This is a genomic window from Virgibacillus sp. MG-45 (assembly GCF_036409425.1).
Lineage (GTDB): Bacteria > Bacillota > Bacilli > Bacillales > Amphibacillaceae > LDC-1.
Genome location: NZ_JAXOFU010000002.1, coordinates 208,510 through 229,027 on the forward strand (window position 1 = coordinate 208,510; position 20,518 = coordinate 229,027).

At 36.6% G+C, this 20,518-nt stretch carries 19 protein-coding genes, 1 pseudogene and 2 other annotated features; of the genes and pseudogenes, 3 read left to right on the forward strand and 17 right to left on the reverse strand.

The window, feature by feature from the left end:
* Nucleotides 1-2: 2 nt before the first annotated feature.
* The 15 genes and pseudogenes from SPK86_RS03280 to SPK86_RS03350 form a co-directional block, all read right to left on the reverse strand.
* The gene (locus SPK86_RS03280) at nucleotides 3-338 is read right to left on the reverse strand and encodes a ribosomal-processing cysteine protease Prp (protein WP_284139718.1); all 336 of its coding nucleotides are present in this window, start codon (nucleotides 336-338) and stop codon (nucleotides 3-5) included.
* A gap of 16 nt (nucleotides 339-354) precedes the next feature.
* Nucleotides 355-663: a 50S ribosomal protein L21 gene (gene rplU, locus SPK86_RS03285; protein WP_284139719.1), complete on the reverse strand. Its 309-nt coding sequence runs from the start codon at nucleotides 661-663 to the stop codon at nucleotides 355-357.
* A gap of 13 nt (nucleotides 664-676) precedes the next feature.
* Nucleotides 677-746 (reverse strand) — a sequence feature (ribosomal protein L21 leader region).
* 70 nt (nucleotides 747-816) lie between these two features.
* Nucleotides 817-1,677 carry a M50 family metallopeptidase gene (locus tag SPK86_RS03290; RefSeq protein WP_284139720.1) on the reverse strand — a complete coding sequence of 287 codons (861 nt, stop codon included), beginning with the start codon at nucleotides 1,675-1,677 and terminating at the stop codon, nucleotides 817-819.
* A complete protein-coding gene (locus SPK86_RS03295) occupies nucleotides 1,664-2,440 on the reverse strand; it encodes a M23 family metallopeptidase (protein ID WP_284139721.1) in 777 nt (258 codons plus the stop codon). Before SPK86_RS03295 ends, SPK86_RS03290 begins: the two co-directional genes overlap by 14 nt.
* Nucleotides 2,441-2,606: 166 nt before the next feature.
* Nucleotides 2,607-3,404 carry a septum site-determining protein MinD gene (gene minD, locus SPK86_RS03300; protein ID WP_284139722.1) on the reverse strand — a complete coding sequence of 266 codons (798 nt, stop codon included), beginning with the start codon at nucleotides 3,402-3,404 and terminating at the stop codon, nucleotides 2,607-2,609.
* Nucleotides 3,397-4,086 carry a septum site-determining protein MinC gene (minC, locus tag SPK86_RS03305; RefSeq protein WP_330948654.1) on the reverse strand — a complete coding sequence of 230 codons (690 nt, stop codon included), beginning with the start codon at nucleotides 4,084-4,086 and terminating at the stop codon, nucleotides 3,397-3,399. The genes minD and minC overlap by 8 nt, the downstream gene beginning before the upstream one ends.
* 74 nt (nucleotides 4,087-4,160) lie before the next feature.
* Complete coding sequence (mreD, locus tag SPK86_RS03310; RefSeq protein ID WP_284139723.1) at nucleotides 4,161-4,667, reverse strand: rod shape-determining protein MreD; 507 nt, start codon at nucleotides 4,665-4,667, stop codon at nucleotides 4,161-4,163.
* Nucleotides 4,667-5,545 (reverse strand): rod shape-determining protein MreC, encoded by an 879-nt coding sequence (mreC, locus tag SPK86_RS03315; RefSeq protein WP_284139724.1) that lies wholly within the window; start codon nucleotides 5,543-5,545, stop codon nucleotides 4,667-4,669. The genes mreD and mreC overlap by 1 nt, the downstream gene beginning before the upstream one ends.
* Before the next feature lie 12 nt (nucleotides 5,546-5,557).
* On the reverse strand, nucleotides 5,558-6,598 hold the full coding sequence (locus tag SPK86_RS03320) for a rod shape-determining protein (RefSeq protein ID WP_284139725.1): 1,041 nt from the start codon (nucleotides 6,596-6,598) through the stop codon (nucleotides 5,558-5,560).
* Nucleotides 6,599-6,849: 251 nt separating this feature from the next.
* Nucleotides 6,850-6,990: pseudogene (locus SPK86_RS03325) on the reverse strand (JAB domain-containing protein); the annotation flags it as partial.
* A 282-nt stretch (nucleotides 6,991-7,272) separates the two neighbouring features.
* Complete coding sequence (locus tag SPK86_RS03330) at nucleotides 7,273-8,628, reverse strand: group II intron reverse transcriptase/maturase (protein WP_330948655.1); 1,356 nt, start codon at nucleotides 8,626-8,628, stop codon at nucleotides 7,273-7,275.
* 546 nt (nucleotides 8,629-9,174) lie between these two features.
* Nucleotides 9,175-9,744, reverse strand: a complete 570-nt coding sequence (gene radC / locus SPK86_RS03335) for a RadC family protein (protein ID WP_284139727.1) — start codon at nucleotides 9,742-9,744, stop codon at nucleotides 9,175-9,177.
* A 182-nt stretch (nucleotides 9,745-9,926) separates the two neighbouring features.
* The gene (locus SPK86_RS03340; protein WP_284139728.1) at nucleotides 9,927-10,814 is read right to left on the reverse strand and encodes an SPOR domain-containing protein; all 888 of its coding nucleotides are present in this window, start codon (nucleotides 10,812-10,814) and stop codon (nucleotides 9,927-9,929) included.
* 160 nt (nucleotides 10,815-10,974) lie between these two features.
* Nucleotides 10,975-12,714 (reverse strand): sensor domain-containing diguanylate cyclase, encoded by a 1,740-nt coding sequence (locus tag SPK86_RS03345; protein ID WP_330948656.1) that lies wholly within the window; start codon nucleotides 12,712-12,714, stop codon nucleotides 10,975-10,977.
* 91 nt (nucleotides 12,715-12,805) lie between these two features.
* Nucleotides 12,806-14,086, reverse strand: coding sequence for a bifunctional folylpolyglutamate synthase/dihydrofolate synthase (locus SPK86_RS03350; RefSeq protein WP_284139730.1), 1,281 nt, complete (start codon nucleotides 14,084-14,086; stop codon nucleotides 12,806-12,808).
* Between the two features lie 130 nt (nucleotides 14,087-14,216).
* Here SPK86_RS03350 and SPK86_RS03355 point away from each other — a divergent pair, with 130 nt between their 5' ends.
* The gene (locus tag SPK86_RS03355; RefSeq protein ID WP_284139731.1) at nucleotides 14,217-15,113 is read left to right on the forward strand and encodes an ATP-grasp domain-containing protein; all 897 of its coding nucleotides are present in this window, start codon (nucleotides 14,217-14,219) and stop codon (nucleotides 15,111-15,113) included.
* A gap of 14 nt (nucleotides 15,114-15,127) precedes the next feature.
* Nucleotides 15,128-15,994 carry an ATP-grasp domain-containing protein gene (locus SPK86_RS03360; RefSeq protein ID WP_284139732.1) on the forward strand — a complete coding sequence of 289 codons (867 nt, stop codon included), beginning with the start codon at nucleotides 15,128-15,130 and terminating at the stop codon, nucleotides 15,992-15,994.
* A 91-nt stretch (nucleotides 15,995-16,085) separates the two neighbouring features.
* Here the strand turns inward: SPK86_RS03360 and SPK86_RS03365 are convergent, their stop codons facing one another.
* A complete protein-coding gene (locus tag SPK86_RS03365) occupies nucleotides 16,086-18,731 on the reverse strand; it encodes a valine--tRNA ligase (protein ID WP_284139733.1) in 2,646 nt (881 codons plus the stop codon).
* A gap of 78 nt (nucleotides 18,732-18,809) precedes the next feature.
* Nucleotides 18,810-19,066: a binding site (T-box leader), on the reverse strand.
* Between the two features lie 173 nt (nucleotides 19,067-19,239).
* Here SPK86_RS03365 and SPK86_RS03370 point away from each other — a divergent pair.
* On the forward strand, nucleotides 19,240-19,428 hold the full coding sequence (locus SPK86_RS03370; RefSeq protein WP_284139734.1) for a hypothetical protein: 189 nt from the start codon (nucleotides 19,240-19,242) through the stop codon (nucleotides 19,426-19,428).
* Here the strand turns inward: SPK86_RS03370 and SPK86_RS03375 are convergent.
* On the reverse strand, nucleotides 19,425-20,441 hold the full coding sequence (locus SPK86_RS03375) for a phosphotransferase (RefSeq protein ID WP_284139735.1): 1,017 nt from the start codon (nucleotides 20,439-20,441) through the stop codon (nucleotides 19,425-19,427). The genes SPK86_RS03370 and SPK86_RS03375 overlap by 4 nt on opposite strands.
* Between the last annotated feature and the right edge of the window lie 77 nt (nucleotides 20,442-20,518).

Here is a 20,518-nt window from a genome sequence, read left to right on the forward strand (position 1 = left end):
TCCTAATTCTTTATTTTTATATACTTACTATATTCTTTTTCGATTGTTTTCAATGAAACTACCATACCTTCCAGTAATAAGGAAGCCTTCTTCGCAGTATCATCATCTAGGTCAATAGGGAGCATGATATGGAGAAATCCACCTTTGCCGCCTTGTTTAACCTTTATATCTTTTTCATCAATGTTACAAAGCTCTTCAACTGCATTTGCAGCACCAAATGAAACCGCAGATACAGCAGCACAAACTAAATCATATCCGTATGGTCCACTATCTGCATGTCCTGAAAGCTCGAAGCCTCTTATTTGGTTGTCTTTACGAAATATCGATACATGTATCATTTATTTCACTCAAAACTTAAAGATTAATCTTGTCAATGATTAGCTTTGTGTAAGGCTGACGATGACCTTGTTTGCGATGGTAATTTTTCTTTGGCTTAAATTTGTAAACCATAACCTTCTTTTGACGGCCATGTTTTTCTACTTTAGCAGTTACAGTTGCACCTTCAACAAATGGAGCACCGACTTTTACATCATCTCCACCAACAAATAACACTTTGTCAAAAGTTACTGATTCATTTTCATCAGCTGCAACTTTTTCAACGTAAATTACTTGACCTTCTTCTACCTTTACTTGCTTGCCACCTGTTTCAATAATTGCGTACATGTTTGCACCTCCCTGATAAACTAAGACTCGCCATGCAGGTACCACAATGGTTTATCACCTGATCTGTGCGGTTGTAGCACTGGTGCTACGATGAATAACGTATTGATGTTATCATAAAAAACATAGTTGTGTCAAGCCAACCTCTTAATATTTCTATAAATACTTCGCTATCTCTCCGATTGTTTTATCATGTGCCTTTTCATGAAAGTAACACCTTAAACAATCCATTTCATCAATCATCTTTCGGCGCTTATTTGGATAGTTGATGTAGATGGAATGCTTTTTTCCTCTTTTAAACTGCTGAAAAACATCCATTAAATTTTCTTGATGGTTTACTGATATAGGTAAAACACGATGAATAGAAGCATCCTCTTCATAACGATTTATCAAAAATCGCATAAACACATAGAAACGTTGCTTCCATTCGGTTTTATTTTCCACAAATAAGAAGATAAATACTAAAAATGCACTTAAATTAAACGGAAGAACAAATAGAATTACAACCATCATAATCATACATAATAACAGTGATAGTTGAACAATAAGCTGATGCGCTTTTCGGTAAGCAAAAAAATGACTACACACAAAAAAAATAAGCTTGCCACCATCTAATGGCCAGATTGGAAGTAAGTTAAATAGTAAAATAACTCCATTATAAAATAATATCATTTCTACTACTGTCGGTGAAAGAAGTTGATAATAAGTGCACATAACGCAAACTAAGAAAATAAAAATATGCTGTAACGGACCAGCGATTGTCACGATGATGTCTTCATACAATGGGCGATTACTGTGCTCGTCCGTTCGCATGACACCTCCAAAAACCCATAGCTTAATCTCTGAGACTCGCCATTGAAACCATCTTGCTGCAAAAAAATGTCCTGCTTCATGAATGAAAACGATAGAAAGAATAATAAACAGCTGTATAAATGTTCCCGTAACAAACGATATTACTATAAATACATAGAGGATTGGATGAATACGAATAGGTGGAAGCATATTACGGACTGTCATCAACTTTTATCACCTGAATCGGATCGATATATTGCTTGTCTTTCTCGATTGCGATATAAACCGAATCATTTCCTACGGTTGGTTTAAAATTTCCTATTCGTTGGTTTGCAACCACCGATTGATATAAATGAACATCTATACTACTTAAATTCCCATATATAGACTTACTATCGTCTGCATGTTGAACGATGACAGTTTTATTTGTTTTTCGATCTTGGCCAGCAAATATAACAATACCATCACGTAACGATGATATATTTGTGGATTTTTCTGGAGCAATTCGGATTCCCTTGCCATTTACTTGAAAGGTTTCTTTTACATTCCCACTTACTTGTGATGCAAGTGGGTTATCGCCTGAATTGACAAGCTGTTGTTGAGGGGAAATCCCCATTGGGCTACCAAAGGTTGTGCGATACCATTGATTAACTTTTGCAAATGGAAATTCTTCGGTCAATGCATAGCTTGTCCAGCTTTGAAGAGAAGAAAAACGTACCGAATCAGTTTGCCACAACAAGGCAACTGCAAAAAAAAGCATGACAGATAATATTCCCTTTAACACAACCCCTGTAACAAGCTGACTTCTTCGGTTTCCCAGTTCTGTATTGTCAACAAAGCTTTTATAATACCCGTGCTTCTCTTCATCTTGTGGTATCGGAGAAACGATTTTTCTATTATTGGCGGTTCTTCTTGGAGATGGCTCCCAATTGCGTATTTTTTTCCGCTTTGTAATGGATTTCCTTACTTTTTGTACCCCTCTGTTCATTCGCCTCAATCCCTCTTTACGCTTTTGTCTAAGTGTATGAAAAGAAGAAAGGAGATATGAATCTTTTAGCGTATTTACAACGGTATGATAGATAAAAAAATGCTATTCTACATCCGAATAGCTTGAAAAAGCTTTCAGACAGAATAGCATTTGAATGAGTATAAATCTATGATCGAATACCAAAAAACTTCTTCATTTTGCTAAACATACCTGCATCTGTATCTAATGATTGAAGTGGCACAGTTTCACCTAGAACTCTTCTCGCAATATTTCGATAGCTAAGCGACGCTTTTGACTTTGGCTGCATCGCAATAGGTTCCCCTTGGTTAGAAGCCTTAATTACTTCATCATCGTCCATTACAATCCCGATGATATCAATCGAGAGAATTTGTACAATTTCATCAATATCAAGCATATCTCCATTCTTCATCATATGATTACGAATACGATTAATGATGAGGGTAGGTGGTTCCATTTCTTCTTTTTCTAGTAAGCCTATAATTCTATCAGCATCGCGAACACTCGATTTTTCTGGGGTCGTAACAACAATTGCTTTATCTGCTCCTGCCACCGCGTTTTGAAATCCTTGTTCTATGCCAGCAGGACAATCAATAAGAATATAATCATATTCTTGCTTTAATTCGGCAACAATTTTTTTCATTCCATCTGTTGTTACTGCAGATTTATCACTAGTCTGTGCGGCTGGCAAAAGTGATAGAAAATCAAATCGTTTATCTTTAATTAATGCCTGCTTTAATTTGCATCGATCTTGAATAACATCAACAATATCATAGATAATCCGATTTTCTAACCCCATAATTACATCTAAATTACGAAGACCAATATCTGTGTCAATCAAACAAACCTTCTTGTCCAATAATGCAAGAGCGGTTCCAATATTTGCGGTAGTGGTTGTTTTTCCAACCCCACCCTTACCAGAAGTAATGACAATAGCCTCACCCATTTTTTATTCTCCTTTCGAACCCGCTAAGCGTTTTTAATCGATGCGACAGCACACTAAGTCGGTCAATGATGATTTTATCTTGTTTCTCATCAATGAAGCCACATTCCATAAATACACCTTCTGACTCATAATCTGGTGCTCGACTTATATAATCTGCAATTCTAAGCTGGGATGGTTTCATATAAGATGCAGCAATAATTGCATTTCGATCTCCAAGCGTACCTGCATGTCCAATTCCTTGTAAACTACCAAGAATATATATATTTCCAGTAGCCATTATCTTCCCACCAGGGTTAACATCACCGATTAACAGCAAATCTCCTGTCACTTCTAAAACTTGTCCAGATCGAACGATGCAATTTTCCACTTTAATTGTACTATTTTCTTGCCATAAAAGCGCGTCCTGCTTACTTATTACATCAGATTCAAAGGATTGGACCGAAAATCGATTTTGCGCTTCGATTAAATTTTTAATTTTTTCTTTTTGTTCGCTATGTATATAACGATTACCTAATCTTACAACTACCGGTACAATTGGTTCTTCTTTTTGATTTAAGCTTATGGACATCTTTTCACCTAGTTCAATATATGCCTCTTCAAATGAACAGGAATCATCGATTACGAAAGTTAGACCTTCTCTTGTTCCCTTTATTGTTATTAATTGCTTCTTTTCATGCAACATGCATTCACCTCATCATTCCTCATCCTAGCAGAGCTATTAACCAATCCTTTACACCATTTTAAAAGGTTTTCTATTTACTCTACTTTTAACCGTTTTACTACCAGCGGATACAACAAGCACATAAAGATTATATTGGCTATTATAGAAGGAGATAGGCGATAAATCACATATGTGTCCCACTGTATATCTGTAATGCCAATAACAGTGTAAATAATATAAATGGCTGTGTCTGCAATGCCAACAATTAAAATCGTGAACAAGATAGCAACATAAAAATTCGCATGTAAATATTTTGTTAAACTACGAACAATATATACTGCTACTCCATAAATGAACATATATACACCTAATACATCTGTATACACAATGTCGATTAACATTCCGAATAATACAGCATAAAATGTAGCAATATGCACATTCTCTCGTTCATAGAACATTGCAACACATATTAAAAATAACAAAACCCAATGTGGGACAACCATTAGATGTGCGTGAAAGAATGTTGTTGGTAAAAAATCTAACGCAACGCCTTCTAACACTAACAACAAAAACAGAATAAGAGGGATATATAAGCGTTTCATTATTTATCCTCTTCTTTCTCTGTCTTTTCTTTCTTTTCAACAAGCTGTCTATCAACAACAATTACATTATCAATTTCATACATATTCGCTGCTGGTTGAACAAGCGCTGTCTGTGTTAGACCGTATTGATCAGGAATAACCTCTTTCACAGTCCCGATAACTAATCCGGAAGGAAAAACCCCACCCATTCCAGAGGATATAACCATCTCACCTTTTTTAATATCCTTATCTGATTCCTCAATAATCCGGAATAGAAGAGAGTTGCTCTCTGCATCAAATTCCTCAATCATCCCAACGATATTTTTGTTATCTTTTCGTGGTATGGTAGCTGAAATCCGGTTAAATTGGTCAAAACCTGTAAGCAGTTGAACCGTAGATGTGAACTGAGATGCTTTTTTAATTTTACCTACCATTCCATCCGCCGTGATGACCGCCATGTTTTCTTTTACACCATCCTGCTTTCCTTTATTAATTGTTACCTTATCCATCCATTGCTCAGGAGAACGTGAGATAACAATTGCTTGAATTGGATTATAATCACGAATGGATTTCGTTTTATCAATTGTTTTTCTTAATTCTTCATTCTCTTGCTTTAACTCTTGCACTTCATAAATCAACGATTTATATTGAGCTAATTTTTCTTTCAATAATTGGTTTTCATCATACGTATTTTTAATATCATCAATATTCGATATCAAAGAGGAAATTAGTTTAACAGGTGCTTGAATAACACTTTGTGTCCATCCTACTGCGTCATTAATAAATTGCTCCGGCGTAGTTAGTCCTCCGCGTTTTTGCATGGAAAAGCCTATCAAAACAACAAGAACGATAAAACCCATTAAAAGAATAAACAATCGTTTTTTTCGAAAAAATGACATCGAAACACCTACCTATTCTATGGTAGGGCGTGTGGATACATTAGGATGTGACCGAAAATGCTGAATGTATTCCAATGATTTACCCGTACCTATTGCTACGCTTTCTAATGGATTCTCAGTGACAAACACAGGCATCTTAGTTTCTTGACTAATTACACGATCTAAGTTTTTCAACAGCGCTCCACCACCAGACAATACGATTCCTCGATCCATAATATCCGCTGCAAGCTCAGGTGGTGTTGTTTCTAATGTTGCTTTTACAGATTCTATAATTGCTGTAATTGTATCTTGTAATGCGGTAGAGATTTCGGAAGCAGTAATACTTATTGTTTTAGGTAGACCTGTTAATAAATCTCGCCCACGAATTTCGATTGTTTCATCCTCTAAAACTTCTCCCGCAGCACCGATTTCCATTTTTATCGATTCTGCTGATCGTTCTCCAATCATCAAATTATACGTTTTACGAATATATTGGATAATTGCTTCGTCCATATCGTCACCAGCTGTTCGAATCGATTGACTAGTAACAATTCCTCCTAAGGAAATTACTGCGACTTCAGTCGTTCCTCCACCAATGTCCACAATCATACTACCAGTAGGTTCCCATACTGGTAAGCCTGCCCCAATTGCTGCTGCGAATGGTTCTGCAATCGGAAACGCATCCTTTGCTCCTGCTTGCTTTGTAGCATCAATAACTGCCCTTTCTTCAACCATCGTAATTCCTGAAGGTACACAAATCATGACACTCGGTTTTTTCGCAAAAAACGAACGCTTTCGCATTGCCTTATTAATATAATATTTCATCATAATAGCTGTTGTATCATAATCTGCGATTACGCCATCCTTCATTGGGCGGATAACAGAAATATTACCTGGTGTTCTTCCAATCATATTTCGAGCAGAACTACCAACTGCTTCAATTTCGTTTGATTCAATATTTTTAGCCACTACAGATGGCTCTCTTACTACAACACCTTTTCCTTTCACAAATACAAGTGTATTTGCCGTACCTAGATCAATTCCTAGGTCTTGTGAAAAACTAAATTTGCCCAAAAAAATCTTCCTCTCCAGTTGCATCAAAATATATAAACTCTAAATTGGGTAGCTTTTTATAATCGACTTTACTTCCCTCAATAATGGTGGTTAATTCGTTTTTAAAAGCTATTGAAACGTACTACTTTGTTAAAAAATACGCTTATTGTATCCTAATCTTAAGAAGCGCCAATTTCAACTCGATTCGAAAATGGCGCCTAATTTTGATTGTCTATTTAATTATACGAAAAAAGTAATAAAATTGATAGTACTTATAGGTATCCTTTTTCTTTTAATGATATAAATTTACGATCTCCTATTATTAAATGATCTAACAATTCAATTCCAATAATCTTTCCAGAATCAACCAAACGTCGCGTTACGTGAATATCTTCTTGAGATGGAGTGGGGTCGTAGGGTAGAAGCTATGTGCCTTGCTTAATCGCTAAAGCAGGTTCCACTGCTCCCCCCTCAGAACCGTACGTACACCTTTCAGCGTATACGGCTCGCCAGCTGATGAAACAAGTGATACCTCTCTTTTTAGTTTATGTGTACATCGATTATTTATTATCTGAAGCGTTGTCCATCCATTTCATGTATCTAAATACCGATCACTCTAATTAAAACATTTCATTTTTGTTTACAATGTGCAAAGTCCATTACTTACAATACGTCTTCCCAACATGTATTACACTTCATTCGAAAGATAATTTATTTCGTTTTATAAAAGAGTGAGTTAATTTATTTCCCGCTTTATCCTTGCTTACAATACATATAGCTCCCTGTCTATGTCTTTTCGTACTTAAGATAACCTTTCTAAAGGTAGTTCTCCTTTTATGAGCTAGTGTTTTAATAAAGCTGCATTGAGCAAAGTAAAAGAAGCCATCTAACTGATGGAAGTTATCGGCCAACCTATAATAGGCTGCTATTTCATATAATTCTTTATTATACATGCGCAGGATGGTGACTTCTGACTTGTTGATGAGGTTGGGGCGATGCGTGCATTTATACCGCATGAGATCTCCATAGTTGTGTTTATTAGCGGCTTCCTGCAATTTCTTTTGCGGGATTTCTAAACGTATGCTTTGAGTGGTGTTTTTCTTTTTTATCGGATGTTGTTTTTTCATTTGACCTTTATTCTGTTCACGGCGAAGATGAAAACCAAGAAAAGGAATGGATTTATCGAAATGAATGATCTGTAAATTAGCAGGAATACAAAGCTTCTTCTCTAAATAATGATGAATAGTTTCGCTCGTGTTTTTGGAAAAGTATTTATGAGCAGCAATACCAATAACAAAATGATTATGATAACGCACATATTCCATTTCCAGAGCGTTGTTTGACTGTTTCATTTCCCTTTTAAGAAATTGATTCTCAATAAAACAATCGAACTGTCTTAGGAAAATGTCGGTTAGCAATAGGTAGAGTTTCTTATTATATATTGATCTACCGAAATTTGCAGGTGCTTTGGATTGCTTTAGCACACCATTTGCTACTGCATTGTGGATAAGAAGAAGAAAGCGTCGATCATTGATTTTTTTTGCAATACTTTGAACCACTTTTGCTGGGGTCAAATGGTCGTGCAAAGCTGTTATTTCCCCTTTCAAGCACCAATTTAATTCTTTCCAATTGTTTTTAATGCTAGAAAGTGCTGTATGTCTTCCGCTGCCGCTTCTACTTCCATGTGCATGCTCCGAGAATAGTGGATCATATACATTTGTTAGTATGATGCGAATTCCTTCTCCTACAAGCTCGTTTTCCCACATCACTTCATTAAGGACAGCTGTTTTTTTGTTCACTTTTAACTTCACACAATTATTTACAGCACTAAAGCGAAATATTCCAGCCTTTAATTTTTCAATGAGTCCATCTATTTTCAGCATGTATGGAAAATCAAAACGTTTGCTACTCTCTTTTATTCCATATAAATTTTCGTGTACTTTCAGCCACAATGCCTTGTGATACATGAGACGATAACAATCTGTAATGATGTAACCTTTTCGAGAGGCTTCCCTTATAACGTTTAACTGGTGAAATGGATTCTTTGCCATGTTCATGACTCCTTTCTAGTTAAAGTTCTCATCAGCCTGTCTCCCTTCCCCATGCTAAACTCATTACAAGCAAACGTTGAGTACTATGGAGACTCCGTTACCTTATGGAGTGTTCATAAAACAATGCTACAAATGTTATAATACTCGCACTTAGGTAATCCCTGCATTATCCATAATTTTAGTTGCGTGATGGTTAGGTATCCCTTTTGACGGTTTACTCTATTAGAGAATTGAAGGATAAACCTTACTATGGATGAGAAAGCAAAAGCTTTCATGGACGCTCAGACGATACGTCTCCATTTTATCCTCATTACCTGTTAGCTATCGTAGATAATGGCGCACCCATCGCTCATTCGCCTAGGATTCAAGCAGTATAGCTTTTACCGTACATCACTTGGTCTGAAGAACTGAATCGATATAGATAGCTTTATCGTCTATTCCCCTTTTCACATCATGCTTCGTTCCCTATTAGAGTTTCCTCGTAAAGTAAGATGCTGACCATAGAACATCGTAAGGAGTTCTAGATTTCTTATGAAACCGCTAAAATTATGCACCTTGCAGGCGCACGCCGGAAGGGTGATTATGGGCAACAATAATTGATGCGGCGGATCGTTTGACTGCTTCACGATATACTTCGCGTGGATGTACAATCGAGGCGTTGAGGCTGCCGATGAAAATCGTTTGTTGATGAATAATTTGGTTTTTCGTATTTAAAAATAAAGCAACAAAATGCTCCTGTGTTAAACTACGTAGTTCTTCCATCACATAGTTTGCCCCATCCTCAGGAGAACGGATTACATAACGTTCAATCGGCTTATATTGATTTAATCGCTTTCCTAGCTCTAAAGCAGACAATAGTAAAATCCCCTTTGCACTTCCGATACCTTTGATTGCTGTTAATTCTTCAATCGTTGCATTTTGAAGGAGCTTGATTCCTTCAAAATGCATGAGTACACGATTCGCAAGTGTCATGACAGATTCTTCCTTTGTACCACTTCCAAGCAATATGGCAAGTAACTCTTGGTTGTTAAGATGATCCGGTCCATATTTCAAGAACCTTTCTCTCGGTCGATCTTCTTTTGGTACATCTTTAATCATAATAGAAGCTGCTTTCATTTAATTCCCTCCTTTCTTAAGATAACTCGAGCATAGCGAAGGAATGAAAGACAGACAACCTCCGATATTATGGTTGTACGATTTAAAAATGCAAAAAAAAATAGATTTCCTATTAGAGAAATCATTTTATTACTAGAAAACATTATCTATAAACTAAAAGTCATTTCGTAACCTGCCAATTATTAAGATGAACGGATAGAAGCATACTCCTTCCAAAGTTCTAATAAAAATGCTTGCCACCCTTTTTGATCAAGCTTACTCAGCTTATCTTGTTTAGCTTGGATTTTTTCCTGTAATGATATCAGCTTAGAGCCCTTATTCAATTGCTGTTCCATTAGTGCATTCCAATTATCTACACTCACATTATCATCAGTAATAGAGGCAGCGGTTTGCTCCCAATGTTCGAAAAAGGACTGCAGCCATTGGTCTTCATCTGTCGTTAATTGCAGTACCTTTTCTTCAACCTGCCACGCTTTTATATACGTTTCAAATCCGTTTTCTTTCATACTGTCTGCGACCGTTTTTGCCTCCTGTTTCGTCGTTGCCAAGCCTACAAGCACATAAAAATTTGTATCTTTTTTCCAGCTAATTGCTGGGTAACCCGATTTTTCAAATTGCTTTCTTACCACATCAGCATTTTCTTGTTGAGAAAAGACGCCACCCTGTAATACAAATGCGTTCATCTCACCAAAGCTAGCATCTATTAGATTCACTGCTTTTTTTTGTGAATCTCTTGATTTATTATCTGAATCAGATGTTAGCGCTGCCGGCTGTTCGACAGCTGATGGTTTTTCTCCCATATTTCCGAACATATTTAACATAATAAACCCTAGCAATAATCCTACAGCTACTGCAGATATCGCGGATAACAAAAAAGGTTTTACGATTTTATTATTTGCTCTCTTTTTTGGGGGATGCTTTCTATTGCTGCTTTTTCTTATATAAGACGGAACCTCTTTATTATTTTCAGTAGAATCCGATTCGCCTTGAAATTTAGCAAACGTATTTTTGGCATTTTTTAAAACATCTTTTTGATTTAGTTTTACGACTACTGGTTTTTTTCTATTCATTATAGTCCCCTCACTTCCTAGCTTGTCTTAAAGTTCACTCTAGCATAGGGCATATAAAAAGTAAGGGGAATATTGTCAAACTCGTATCCTTTTTATTCTTCATAAATTCTAATCATTCTTGGAATTTCTCACTATTTGTCACGCTTCTTAAAAGATTTGTTCAGAACACATTCTCTTCCGTATCGTGCGAAAGAAATGCTACACGATTTCGACCTTTCTTCTTTGCGCCAATATAAAGTGCACGATCTGCATGTCGAACAAGATCACTTACTATCAAACCATGATATGGAAAACTAGAAACTCCAATACTAGCAGTAACTTGAATTGTTAAAGGCTTCTTTGCTGGTAACAAATGGTTTTGAATAGAAAAAGGGGTCGCCTCGATTGTTTTTCGTACCGTTTCACCTATATTTATCGCTTCATTCGATTTTGTATTTAATAACAAAATCATAAATTCTTCTCCACCATATCGCCCGACAATTCCATTTGCATCGATATGTGCTGTTAGTAGATTACTAATTTGACAAAGCACTTCATTTCCTGCCTCGTGTCCGTATGAATCGTTAATCAGTTTAAAGTGATCCAAATCAACAAGCAATAATGAAAATTCGTTCCCAGTATCAGTCGAATAACTTGCCTCAATTTTATGCTTCATAACATTTTCCATATATCGATAATTGAATAGCTTCGTAAGCGCATCTCTTTCGCTTCTCGTTTTTGTCACTTCATAATTTTTAGCATTTTCAATAGCAACTCCTAAATAGTTTGATAAAATATCTGCAATTCTAACATGCATGCTTTCATATTCTTTTTCTTTTGTTGATATACAGGTAAACACACCAATTACTTCTTTTTCATATTGAATAGGCATTGATAACACACTTTGCGTATGAGACGGAAATATTTGAATATCCTCATTTTTCCAATCCTTCTCTGATTGATAGACTAAGGGAAGCTTCATTTCCATTGTTTTCTTACTAAATGTCTCCTTCATATCCGGGGATAATGCTTCACTAGCTTCCATAAGGTCATTGTGCGAAAATGTAACAAGTTTCATAGCTTCATCCTTAGAAACTAAATAAATATAAGCCGTATCATAAGGGAGTACCGATTTGATTTCCCGAAGAAACACGTCATATACTTCTCTTTCTTCAAGCCTTCGCGCTAACCGATGCCCAATATCTCCTGTTCGCTTCAAGTAATAGTTTATTTCTTTATAAGAGTATAGCAATTTCAAAATGACGGATATGCTAATATACGGTATCCCAATGAACAATAAGGCCCGTATTCCAATCGCTTCATAAAGTATATAAAGCGCGAAGCCAGTAGGAATAACTAGTAGAAATGAAAACAACTCCCACTTTAAACCACGGTCAAAAAAACGTGCGGATTGCCGATAAAAAAAACGCCGAACTAGATAACTAAAAAGATGGTTAAACGCAACGATAATGACGGCGTAAACGATAATCGCGATCATTTCAGTATAACTTTGATATTGAGATTGCGCATACGTACCACCTAAAAGTTGATAAACAGAGGCAGCAAGTAAAGAACCGGCACTAAACAGAAGCATATTCAATGGTATACGATATATGACCTTCCTCTTAATACCTACCTTTAAAATAACAAATAAAACAGCAATTAAGGTGACGATAATTTCTACGAATAAGCCAAACGCTAGAAATACAGCAATACTAATTCCATTAATAAAAAAGATGGGAACACTATTAATTGTTAAAGGAAAAAAGGCAACAACAATAATAAAAAATGTAAATAAAGCAATATCAGTGATATTACCTTGCAAATTTATAAAATAGAAATGGTAGGAAACCCATAATATTGCCGGCCAAAAAAGAAGCCAAGCAAACCAAAGTGCACTTATTTTCCATTTATCTACCATTTCAGCTACCCTCTTTCCTAGAATCCTTATTTAAACATTACTTTATACCTAATGTTCATAACTTTATGATAACTTAACTATATCATAAGTCCTATTTATTTACCAAGAATTCTCTGACTATTTTAATAAAATACAACGAACCACAAATAAATTGTGTGACATGAGGGTTATTGATGTTAATCGCTTCCTGCCAATTTTCCACAAATCGAATCTTGGGATCGTTTACAACTTCTTGTAATTCGCTCAATGATGCGGCTCGTTTGTGGTCAAATGTTGTTATTGTAATCTCATCAAAATAAGGAAGCGCGGCAGAAATCATCGCATGGAGATTCTTGTCTCGGAATCCTGCAAACAACAGACACTTTGGTGTAGCAGCATATTGCCTTTCCACAGTTTGAAGGAAAGCTTGCATTCCCGCAGGATTATGGGCGCCATCTATTATAATATCCGGGTTGCAAGAGACATGTTCAAACCTTCCATTTAGACATGACTCATGAAAGGATTGCACAGCGTTATCCCAGTCTAAGCGAATGCCGGAAGCTTGTAATTGCTTCAAAGCCATTAATGCCAAGGAAGCATTATTCACTTGATAAAATGCCCCCTTTTTAATTGTTACGGTAGTTTTTAACGTACTCGTACTTTCACATTCCCAGAAAAATCGCAGCTCCTGTTCGTCTTGCGTTATATTCGAATAAGAAAACTCTTTATCCATTCTGAAAATTGACGCTTGCTTTTGATTCGCTTCGTTTTCAATTACTTGCAGAGCCTCCTCATTTATTTCTCCTGTAATTACAGGTCTATTTGTTTTAATAATTCCTGCTTTATGACTAGCTATCTCCGCAAGCGAATCTCCAAGAAAAGCCGTATGATCAAATGCAATATTTGTTATAATGGAAAGCACGGGAGTAAAACAATTTGTCGTATCTTCCCTTCCACCCATTCCTGCTTCTATTAATGCTAAATCAACGTGATCTGCAAAATACAGCATTGCCATAGCAGTAATGATTTCAAAAACGGTAGGATGCATGTTTTCTCTATCTAGCGTTTGAATAGCTGGATATAATGTCTCAAATAAAAATAAAAATGTTGTTTCTGAAATAGGGGTACCATTATGTAAAATATGACCGGTAAGTCCCTCCATACTTGGTGAAGTAAACATACCAACCTGGTAGCCATTGGCAAGTAGCGCTCCATTTATATATTGCAAAGTTGAACCTTTCCCATTTGTACCAGCAATGTGAACAGCAGCTAGCTTATTTTGTGGATTTCCGACCAAGGCTAATAAACGATTCACTCTTTCAAGTCCAGGTTTTATACCAAGTGTTTCTCTTTGTCTTAGAAACTGTGATAATTGATCAATATTCATACGCATTATCGTCACTCTTTTCATTCAATATGTAAGAAAGTATAGCATAATCACTTTAAAAAGGTTAACTGCTCAATCATTCGAGTTATATAGCCTAAAATTTATGATGAGCAGAAATATAGAAAGGAAGTTAACAATGAAGCCAACAGGATGGATAATATATAATGGAAACTTACGTGGAAATAAATTCAAGGATTATGCCGAAATGCTACAACAAGCTGCAGAAAAGAAAGGAAGCTTGGCCTATATCATCAAAAATAATGATCTTTCTGTCTTCCTTGATGGAAAAGAAAGCAAACTACTTCAAAAAGCAGCATTAGAAAAACCAGATTATGTTATTTTTACAGATAAGGATATTTATCTAGCAAAGCAATTAGAGCTACTCGGCATTCGAGTGTTTAATCGTGCTCAAACCATTGCAATGAGTGATGATAAAATTGCTACATATCAAGCGTTAGCGAGCAAAAATCTCCCTATCCCGAAAACAATCATTGCACCAAAAGCATTTCTGCAGCATGATGCTAAAGCTTTCTTCAAGCTTGATACTATTGTACAACAGCTTGGCTTCCCAATGGTTGTCAAAGAGGCATTTGGTTCTTTTGGAGAGCAAGTATACTTGATTGAATCGATGAGAGCGCTAGAACAGATTACGGAGCAGTTGCAAACAATACCTTTTGTGTTTCAGGAATTTATTTCCACAAGCTATGGCAAGGATATTCGTTTACAGGTAGTTGGAAATCGCGTAGTCGCTGCAATGAAGCGGATAGCTAAAGATGACTTCCGAGCAAACATTACTGCTGGAGGCGTGATGGAACCTTATACACCTAGTGAAAAGGAAAAGCAGCTAGCGATTGCAAGCTCACAGGCAATCGGAGCGGATTTTGCAGGGGTTGATTTATTATTTGGCAAAGAGGATGCTTCTTACATATGTGAAATTAACTCGAATGCCCATATCCGCAATTTATTAGATTGTACCGGTGTTAATGTAGCGGATAAAATCATGGAATATATTTTCGAAACGATATCCCATTAAGGAGATAGATTTATATGTATACTGCTTGGCTAATTTATAAAAAAATGGATGCAGCTGATAATCACGCTTATATCGAGTGGTTTAAAGAAGAAGCTAAAAAACAGGATATTCAATTGACCCTTGTATTGCGTGAAACAATGCAAATTGGTGTAGTTGAAAATGAACGCGCATTATTTATTGATTCTACACGTGTAGAACTTCCAGATATCGCTATTGTTCGTACAGTTGAACCGTTATTAAATGAATTTCTTGAATCACTTGGAGTCACTGTTTTCAACTCTGCTAAGGTCGCTAAAATAGCTAATCATAAAGGATTAACCCATTTTGAGATTAGTAAGCTCGGCATTCCTATGGTTGATACCTTCTTTGTATCCAAGGAGATGTTACAAAAGGAAAAACCTCCGATGCCCTTTCCTTTTGTAATAAAAGAAGTTGCTGGACGAGGTGGAAGGCACGTTTATTTAATAAAGAATATCGCTGAATGGGATCAGCAGTTAAAGACGTTAGTTGGAAAAGAATGGATCATTCAACAAACGAATGTACAGAAAGGAAAGGATTTACGCGTCTTTATTGTAGGAAAAGACATAATCGGTGCCGTTCTTCGAGAAAGCAGTCTAGATTTTCGCGCGAATTACAAGCTGGGCGGTACTGCTAGCTTGTACACGTTATCTAGAGAAGAAATCGCAATGATTAATCCAATTATTTCACACTTCGATTTTGGCATGGTCGGTATTGACTTTTTAATTGGTAAAAATGACGAATTATTATTTAATGAAATTGAAGATGTTGTCGGCTCCAGAACATTAAGTGCTGTTAGTGATGTTAATATTTTGCGTACCTATCTATCCTTTATAAAGCGCACCATGGATAAGCAAATTTAAAACACAAAAAAATCGCCCCTAATCGTTTATTCTAATAACGAGGGCGATTTTCTGATGGAATGAAGAAGGTCAAAGTCCCTTCCCTACTATTTTACTTACGAAGCTCATCCAAACGAGCTTTTACCTTTGCTTGTTTTTCTACATAATCTTTTTCCTTTTGTCTTTCTTCTTCTACAACTGCAGCAGGTGCTTTTTTAACAAAGCCTGCATTGGCAAGCTTTTTCTGCACGCGATCCACTTCTTTCGTCCATTTATCAAGCTCTTTTTCTAACCGTTCGATTTCTTTTCCGAAATCAATTAAGCCTTCTAACGGTAAAAATAACTCTGCACCGGTAACAACCGCAGTCATTGCTTTTTCTGGCGCTTCGATAGATGTAGCAATGCTAAGTTCAGCTGTATTACAGAATCGTTCTAAATAATGACGTTCACTTTCTAACTCGGAAACGACAGCATCATTTTCTGCTTGGATAAGCAATGAGATCTCCCGTGACATTGGTGTATCAACCTCAGAACGAATATTACGAACTGATTTAATAATGGAAACAAGACGCCTCATTTCATCTGCAGCCTTGGGATCATGAAATTCTTCTTTCACCTGTGGCCAACCAGCTACGGTAATTGATTCGCCTTCATGTGGAAGCTGTTGCCAAATTTCTTCTGTAATAAAAGGCATAAACGGATGAAGCATTCGCATTGTTTGATCCAGTACATATGCCAGAACAGACCGTGTTGTTTGCTTACTTGTTTCATCTTCTCCATATAACGAAATTTTAGCCATTTCGATATACCAATCACATAACTCATCCCAAATGAAGTTATAAAGCTGACGACCCGCCTCTCCAAAATCATACTTTGTTGCGTTCTTCGTCACATGCTCAATGGTTTCATTTAATCGTGTAAGAATCCACTTATCTGCCAGCGAAAGCTCTCCTGAAAGATCAATATCTTCATAAGAGAATCCTTCCATATTCATTAAAGAAAATCGTGATGCGTTCCATACTTTATTGGCAAAGTTCCACGTAGATTCTACCTTTTCCCAATAAAAACGTAAGTCCTGACCTGGAGTTGATCCGGTAAGGAGAAAATATCGTAACGAGTCTGCACCGTATTTATCAATGACATCCATTGGATCGACGCCATTTCCTAACGACTTACTCATCTTTCTACCTTCCGAATCACGAATCAATCCATGTAATAGAACATCTTTAAATGGTTTCTTCCCAGTAAATTCCTTTGATTGAAAGATCATGCGTGCTACCCAGAAAAAGATAATATCGTATCCTGTCACAAGCACATCTGTCGGAAAATGTCGTTTGAAATCTGGTGCATCTTCATTTGGCCAGCCCATCGTGGAAAATGGCCATAATGCCGATGAAAACCATGTATCAAGTACATCATCATCCTGCTGCCAATTCTCGATATCTTCTGGGGCTTCTCTGCCAACAAAAACTTCACCAGTTTCCTTGTGATACCAAGCTGGTATTCGATGTCCCCACCAAAGCTGACGGGAAATACACCAATCTCGTATATTATCCATCCAATTAAAATAAGTTCGCTCGAAGCGTTCAGGAACAAAATTCACCTTGTCTTCAGTATTCTGCATAGCTAACGCTTCAAGGGCTAATGGTTGCATTTTAACAAACCACTGTGTAGACAAATAAGGCTCTACAACGGCCCCACTACGTTCAGAATGACCAACCTGATGAACATGATCTTCTATTTTAAATAGAACACCACTTTTTTGAAGATCTTTGACAATTTGCTTTCTACATTCAAAACGGTCAAGTCCTTCATATTTTCCCGCATTATTGTTCATCGTACCATCTTCATGCATGACAAGCACACGAGCAAGCTGATGACGATTGCCAATTTCAAAATCGTTCGGATCATGAGCAGGAGTGATTTTTACTGCACCAGAACCAAACTCCATGTCTACATAATCATCTGCAACAATTTCGATTTCTCGACCAACGATAGGTAGGATTACTTTCTTCCCAATTAAATGCTGGTAACGCTCATCTTTTGGATGAACTGCTACAGCTGTATCTCCAAGCATTGTCTCTGGCCTTGTTGTTGCAATTTCAATCGTCTCGTCACTATCTTTAATTGGATAGTGCATATGATAGAACTTTCCTTGTACTTCCTCATATATTACTTCAATATCGGATAGCGCTGTTTTTGTTGCTGGATCCCAATTGATAATATACTCGCCACGATAGATTAGTCCTTTTTCATATAGGGTGACGAACACTTCTCGTACTGCATTTGATAATCCTTCATCCATCGTAAAGCGTTCTCTGGAATAATCAAGTCCAAGTCCAAGCTTTTCCCATTGCGTGCGAATGAATTGCGCGTATTCTTCCTTCCATTCCCAAACCGTTTCTAAGAATTTATCGCGCCCTAAATCGTAGCGGCTTTTCCCTTGCTCTCTCAATTTAGCTTCTACCTTTGCTTGTGTAGCTATTCCGGCATGGTCCATACCAGGTAACCATAGTACATCATAGCCTTGCATTCTTTTCATACGTGCAATTGTATCCTGCATTGCTGTATCCCATGCATGCCCAAGATGAAGCTTCCCTGTTACATTTGGTGGGGGAATCACAATCGTAAATGGCTCTTTTTCCTTATCTCCTGTTGCTTCAAAATATTTTCCGTCTAGCCAAAATTGATAGCGGCCATTTTCTACCTCTTTCGGGTCATATTTGGATGGTAAGGTATTATTTTTTTCATCTTGCATATCCGTTCTCCTCCTAAAATGATTTATTGAATGAAATGTACAATTATTAAAATAAAAAAGCCTTCTCATCCTTTAAAAATAAAGGACGAAAAGACTTGGGCTTCTCCGCGGTACCACCTTTGTTTACAAAAACATAAAACATTTTTGTACACTCAATTTGATAACGGACGCTTGTGTCCGGCTACCTCTAATTTGGTGAAGAACAATTCCTTCATCATTTCAAAGCAGCTGTATCAAGGGCGACTTTCCAACCGACTTTTTCCTAGGAAACTTCCAGCATCTGTTCCCCTCTCTGTAGGACATCGTATTGTACTACTCCCTATCATTACATTTCACTTATTAATTTATCATATCGAATGCTGACTAAAAAAGCAACTGGATTTTTAAAGGGGCTTTATAAAAATACACATAGATTTATTTACAATATCTTTTTTATTCTTTCACGAAAAAGCCTGCTTCATACATATCATATTAAAACAATAAAAATCAGTGAGGGGAGGAGCTTCCAATGGCTAGGTTTTATCGTTATCGCCTTCCACCTTGGATATTAAAATGTCTCATCGTCATTGAAACATGTACATTGCCAATTTTAATCTATCAATTAATCCGAACATTATTTTTTCCGACAACATTAGATGTGTTCTTGCTTGGTTTGCTTGTCGGCTTATTTATCGCATTTTACTTGGAATGGATTTAGCTTTCCATTTCTTCTAAATCTTGATGCATAAGTTCTTCATCCAATTGTTCATTCCACTGAATGCCAAAAAGCAACTGTCGGTACACTTTCTCTAGCTTCTGCACACGTGAAATCATACTTTCTGAAGAGCGTTGCTTCACATCATCCTCTACCAATTGCAAATATGAAGTAGGGTGTAATAAATAAAGCGCTAATAAATATTTATCTTGTTTTGCTAATGGATTTTCTTCTGTATAATATTGAAAATGGGAAATTAATTCATCATTATCTGTATCATAATACGTTGTTTGGCTTTGAATATAGGTCGCAATGTCTATCGTAGGATGCTCCAATCGACTTTGCTCCCAATTAATGAATTGAAGCTGTTCTCCTTGTAAGATATGATCCTTATGCAGGTTACCATGAATAATACTATATACGTAATCGTCCCTTTCTTGTTGTTCCTCAAGATATTGATCAATACGTTTTTGAAGCCAGAAAAATAAGCGTTCCATATCACGATAATGCGTGCACACTTGAAGCTCAAACGGGGACATAAAATGAGAAGCCTCAAATTTCTCAACAGTTGACAGTAATTTTTTTTGGGAGGTAACGCAATAAGCTGCATACTGTCGAAAATCCTGCAGCATATTATCTTTGGAATCATCTTTAGAATAAGGTTTCGTCTGTTTTGTTGCTGAATGAAGTTTTCCGATTGCTTGATACACTTCCTTTGGACGACTACGTAAATATCGCGTCTGTATCCATGGAGATAAATAGTAATAGTCACCATTTATCTTTACGAATAATGAACGATCCTTTGTTAAATAGACGGGCAAAATAGTGGATAATCCATTGGCATACCCATAATGATATATATGTTCCCAGTTTTTAAGAGAATTAGCATTTAGCTTGCTTTTTTTTAATGCATAGCTCTTGTTCCCATCAAAAATACGAAACATGCGACTTGTTCGTTGATCGATCTCCATTGGGGCAATACCATAATGTAACAATGCTTCTCTAATTGCTTCCATATGTCACCACCCTATTTCACTCATTTACCCCTTGACCTAATAGGCAAGGGGTATATACATACAATATTAGTTTTCTT

Coding starts and splice junctions, on each gene's coding strand:
- SPK86_RS03280 (WP_284139718.1), bottom strand. CDS start 338: ATGATACATGTATCGATATTTCGTAAAGACAACCAAATAAGAGGCTTC.
- rplU (WP_284139719.1), bottom strand. CDS start 663: ATGTACGCAATTATTGAAACAGGTGGCAAGCAAGTAAAGGTAGAAGAA.
- SPK86_RS03290 (WP_284139720.1), bottom strand. CDS start 1,677: ATGACAGTCCGTAATATGCTTCCACCTATTCGTATTCATCCAATCCTC.
- SPK86_RS03295 (WP_284139721.1), bottom strand. CDS start 2,440: ATGAACAGAGGGGTACAAAAAGTAAGGAAATCCATTACAAAGCGGAAA.
- minD (WP_284139722.1), bottom strand. CDS start 3,404: ATGGGTGAGGCTATTGTCATTACTTCTGGTAAGGGTGGGGTTGGAAAA.
- minC (WP_330948654.1), bottom strand. CDS start 4,086: ATGTTGCATGAAAAGAAGCAATTAATAACAATAAAGGGAACAAGAGAA.
- mreD (WP_284139723.1), bottom strand. CDS start 4,667: ATGAAACGCTTATATATCCCTCTTATTCTGTTTTTGTTGTTAGTGTTA.
- mreC (WP_284139724.1), bottom strand. CDS start 5,545: ATGTCATTTTTTCGAAAAAAACGATTGTTTATTCTTTTAATGGGTTTT.
- SPK86_RS03330 (WP_330948655.1), bottom strand. CDS start 8,628: ATGGCAAAGAATCCATTTCACCAGTTAAACGTTATAAGGGAAGCCTCT.
- radC (WP_284139727.1), bottom strand. CDS start 9,744: ATGAAAGCAGCTTCTATTATGATTAAAGATGTACCAAAAGAAGATCGA.
- SPK86_RS03340 (WP_284139728.1), bottom strand. CDS start 10,814: ATGAATAGAAAAAAACCAGTAGTCGTAAAACTAAATCAAAAAGATGTT.
- SPK86_RS03345 (WP_330948656.1), bottom strand. CDS start 12,714: ATGGTAGATAAATGGAAAATAAGTGCACTTTGGTTTGCTTGGCTTCTT.
- SPK86_RS03350 (WP_284139730.1), bottom strand. CDS start 14,086: ATGCGTATGAATATTGATCAATTATCACAGTTTCTAAGACAAAGAGAA.
- SPK86_RS03355 (WP_284139731.1), top strand. CDS start 14,217: ATGAAGCCAACAGGATGGATAATATATAATGGAAACTTACGTGGAAAT.
- SPK86_RS03360 (WP_284139732.1), top strand. CDS start 15,128: ATGTATACTGCTTGGCTAATTTATAAAAAAATGGATGCAGCTGATAAT.
- SPK86_RS03365 (WP_284139733.1), bottom strand. CDS start 18,731: ATGCAAGATGAAAAAAATAATACCTTACCATCCAAATATGACCCGAAA.
- SPK86_RS03370 (WP_284139734.1), top strand. CDS start 19,240: ATGGCTAGGTTTTATCGTTATCGCCTTCCACCTTGGATATTAAAATGT.
- SPK86_RS03375 (WP_284139735.1), bottom strand. CDS start 20,441: ATGGAAGCAATTAGAGAAGCATTGTTACATTATGGTATTGCCCCAATG.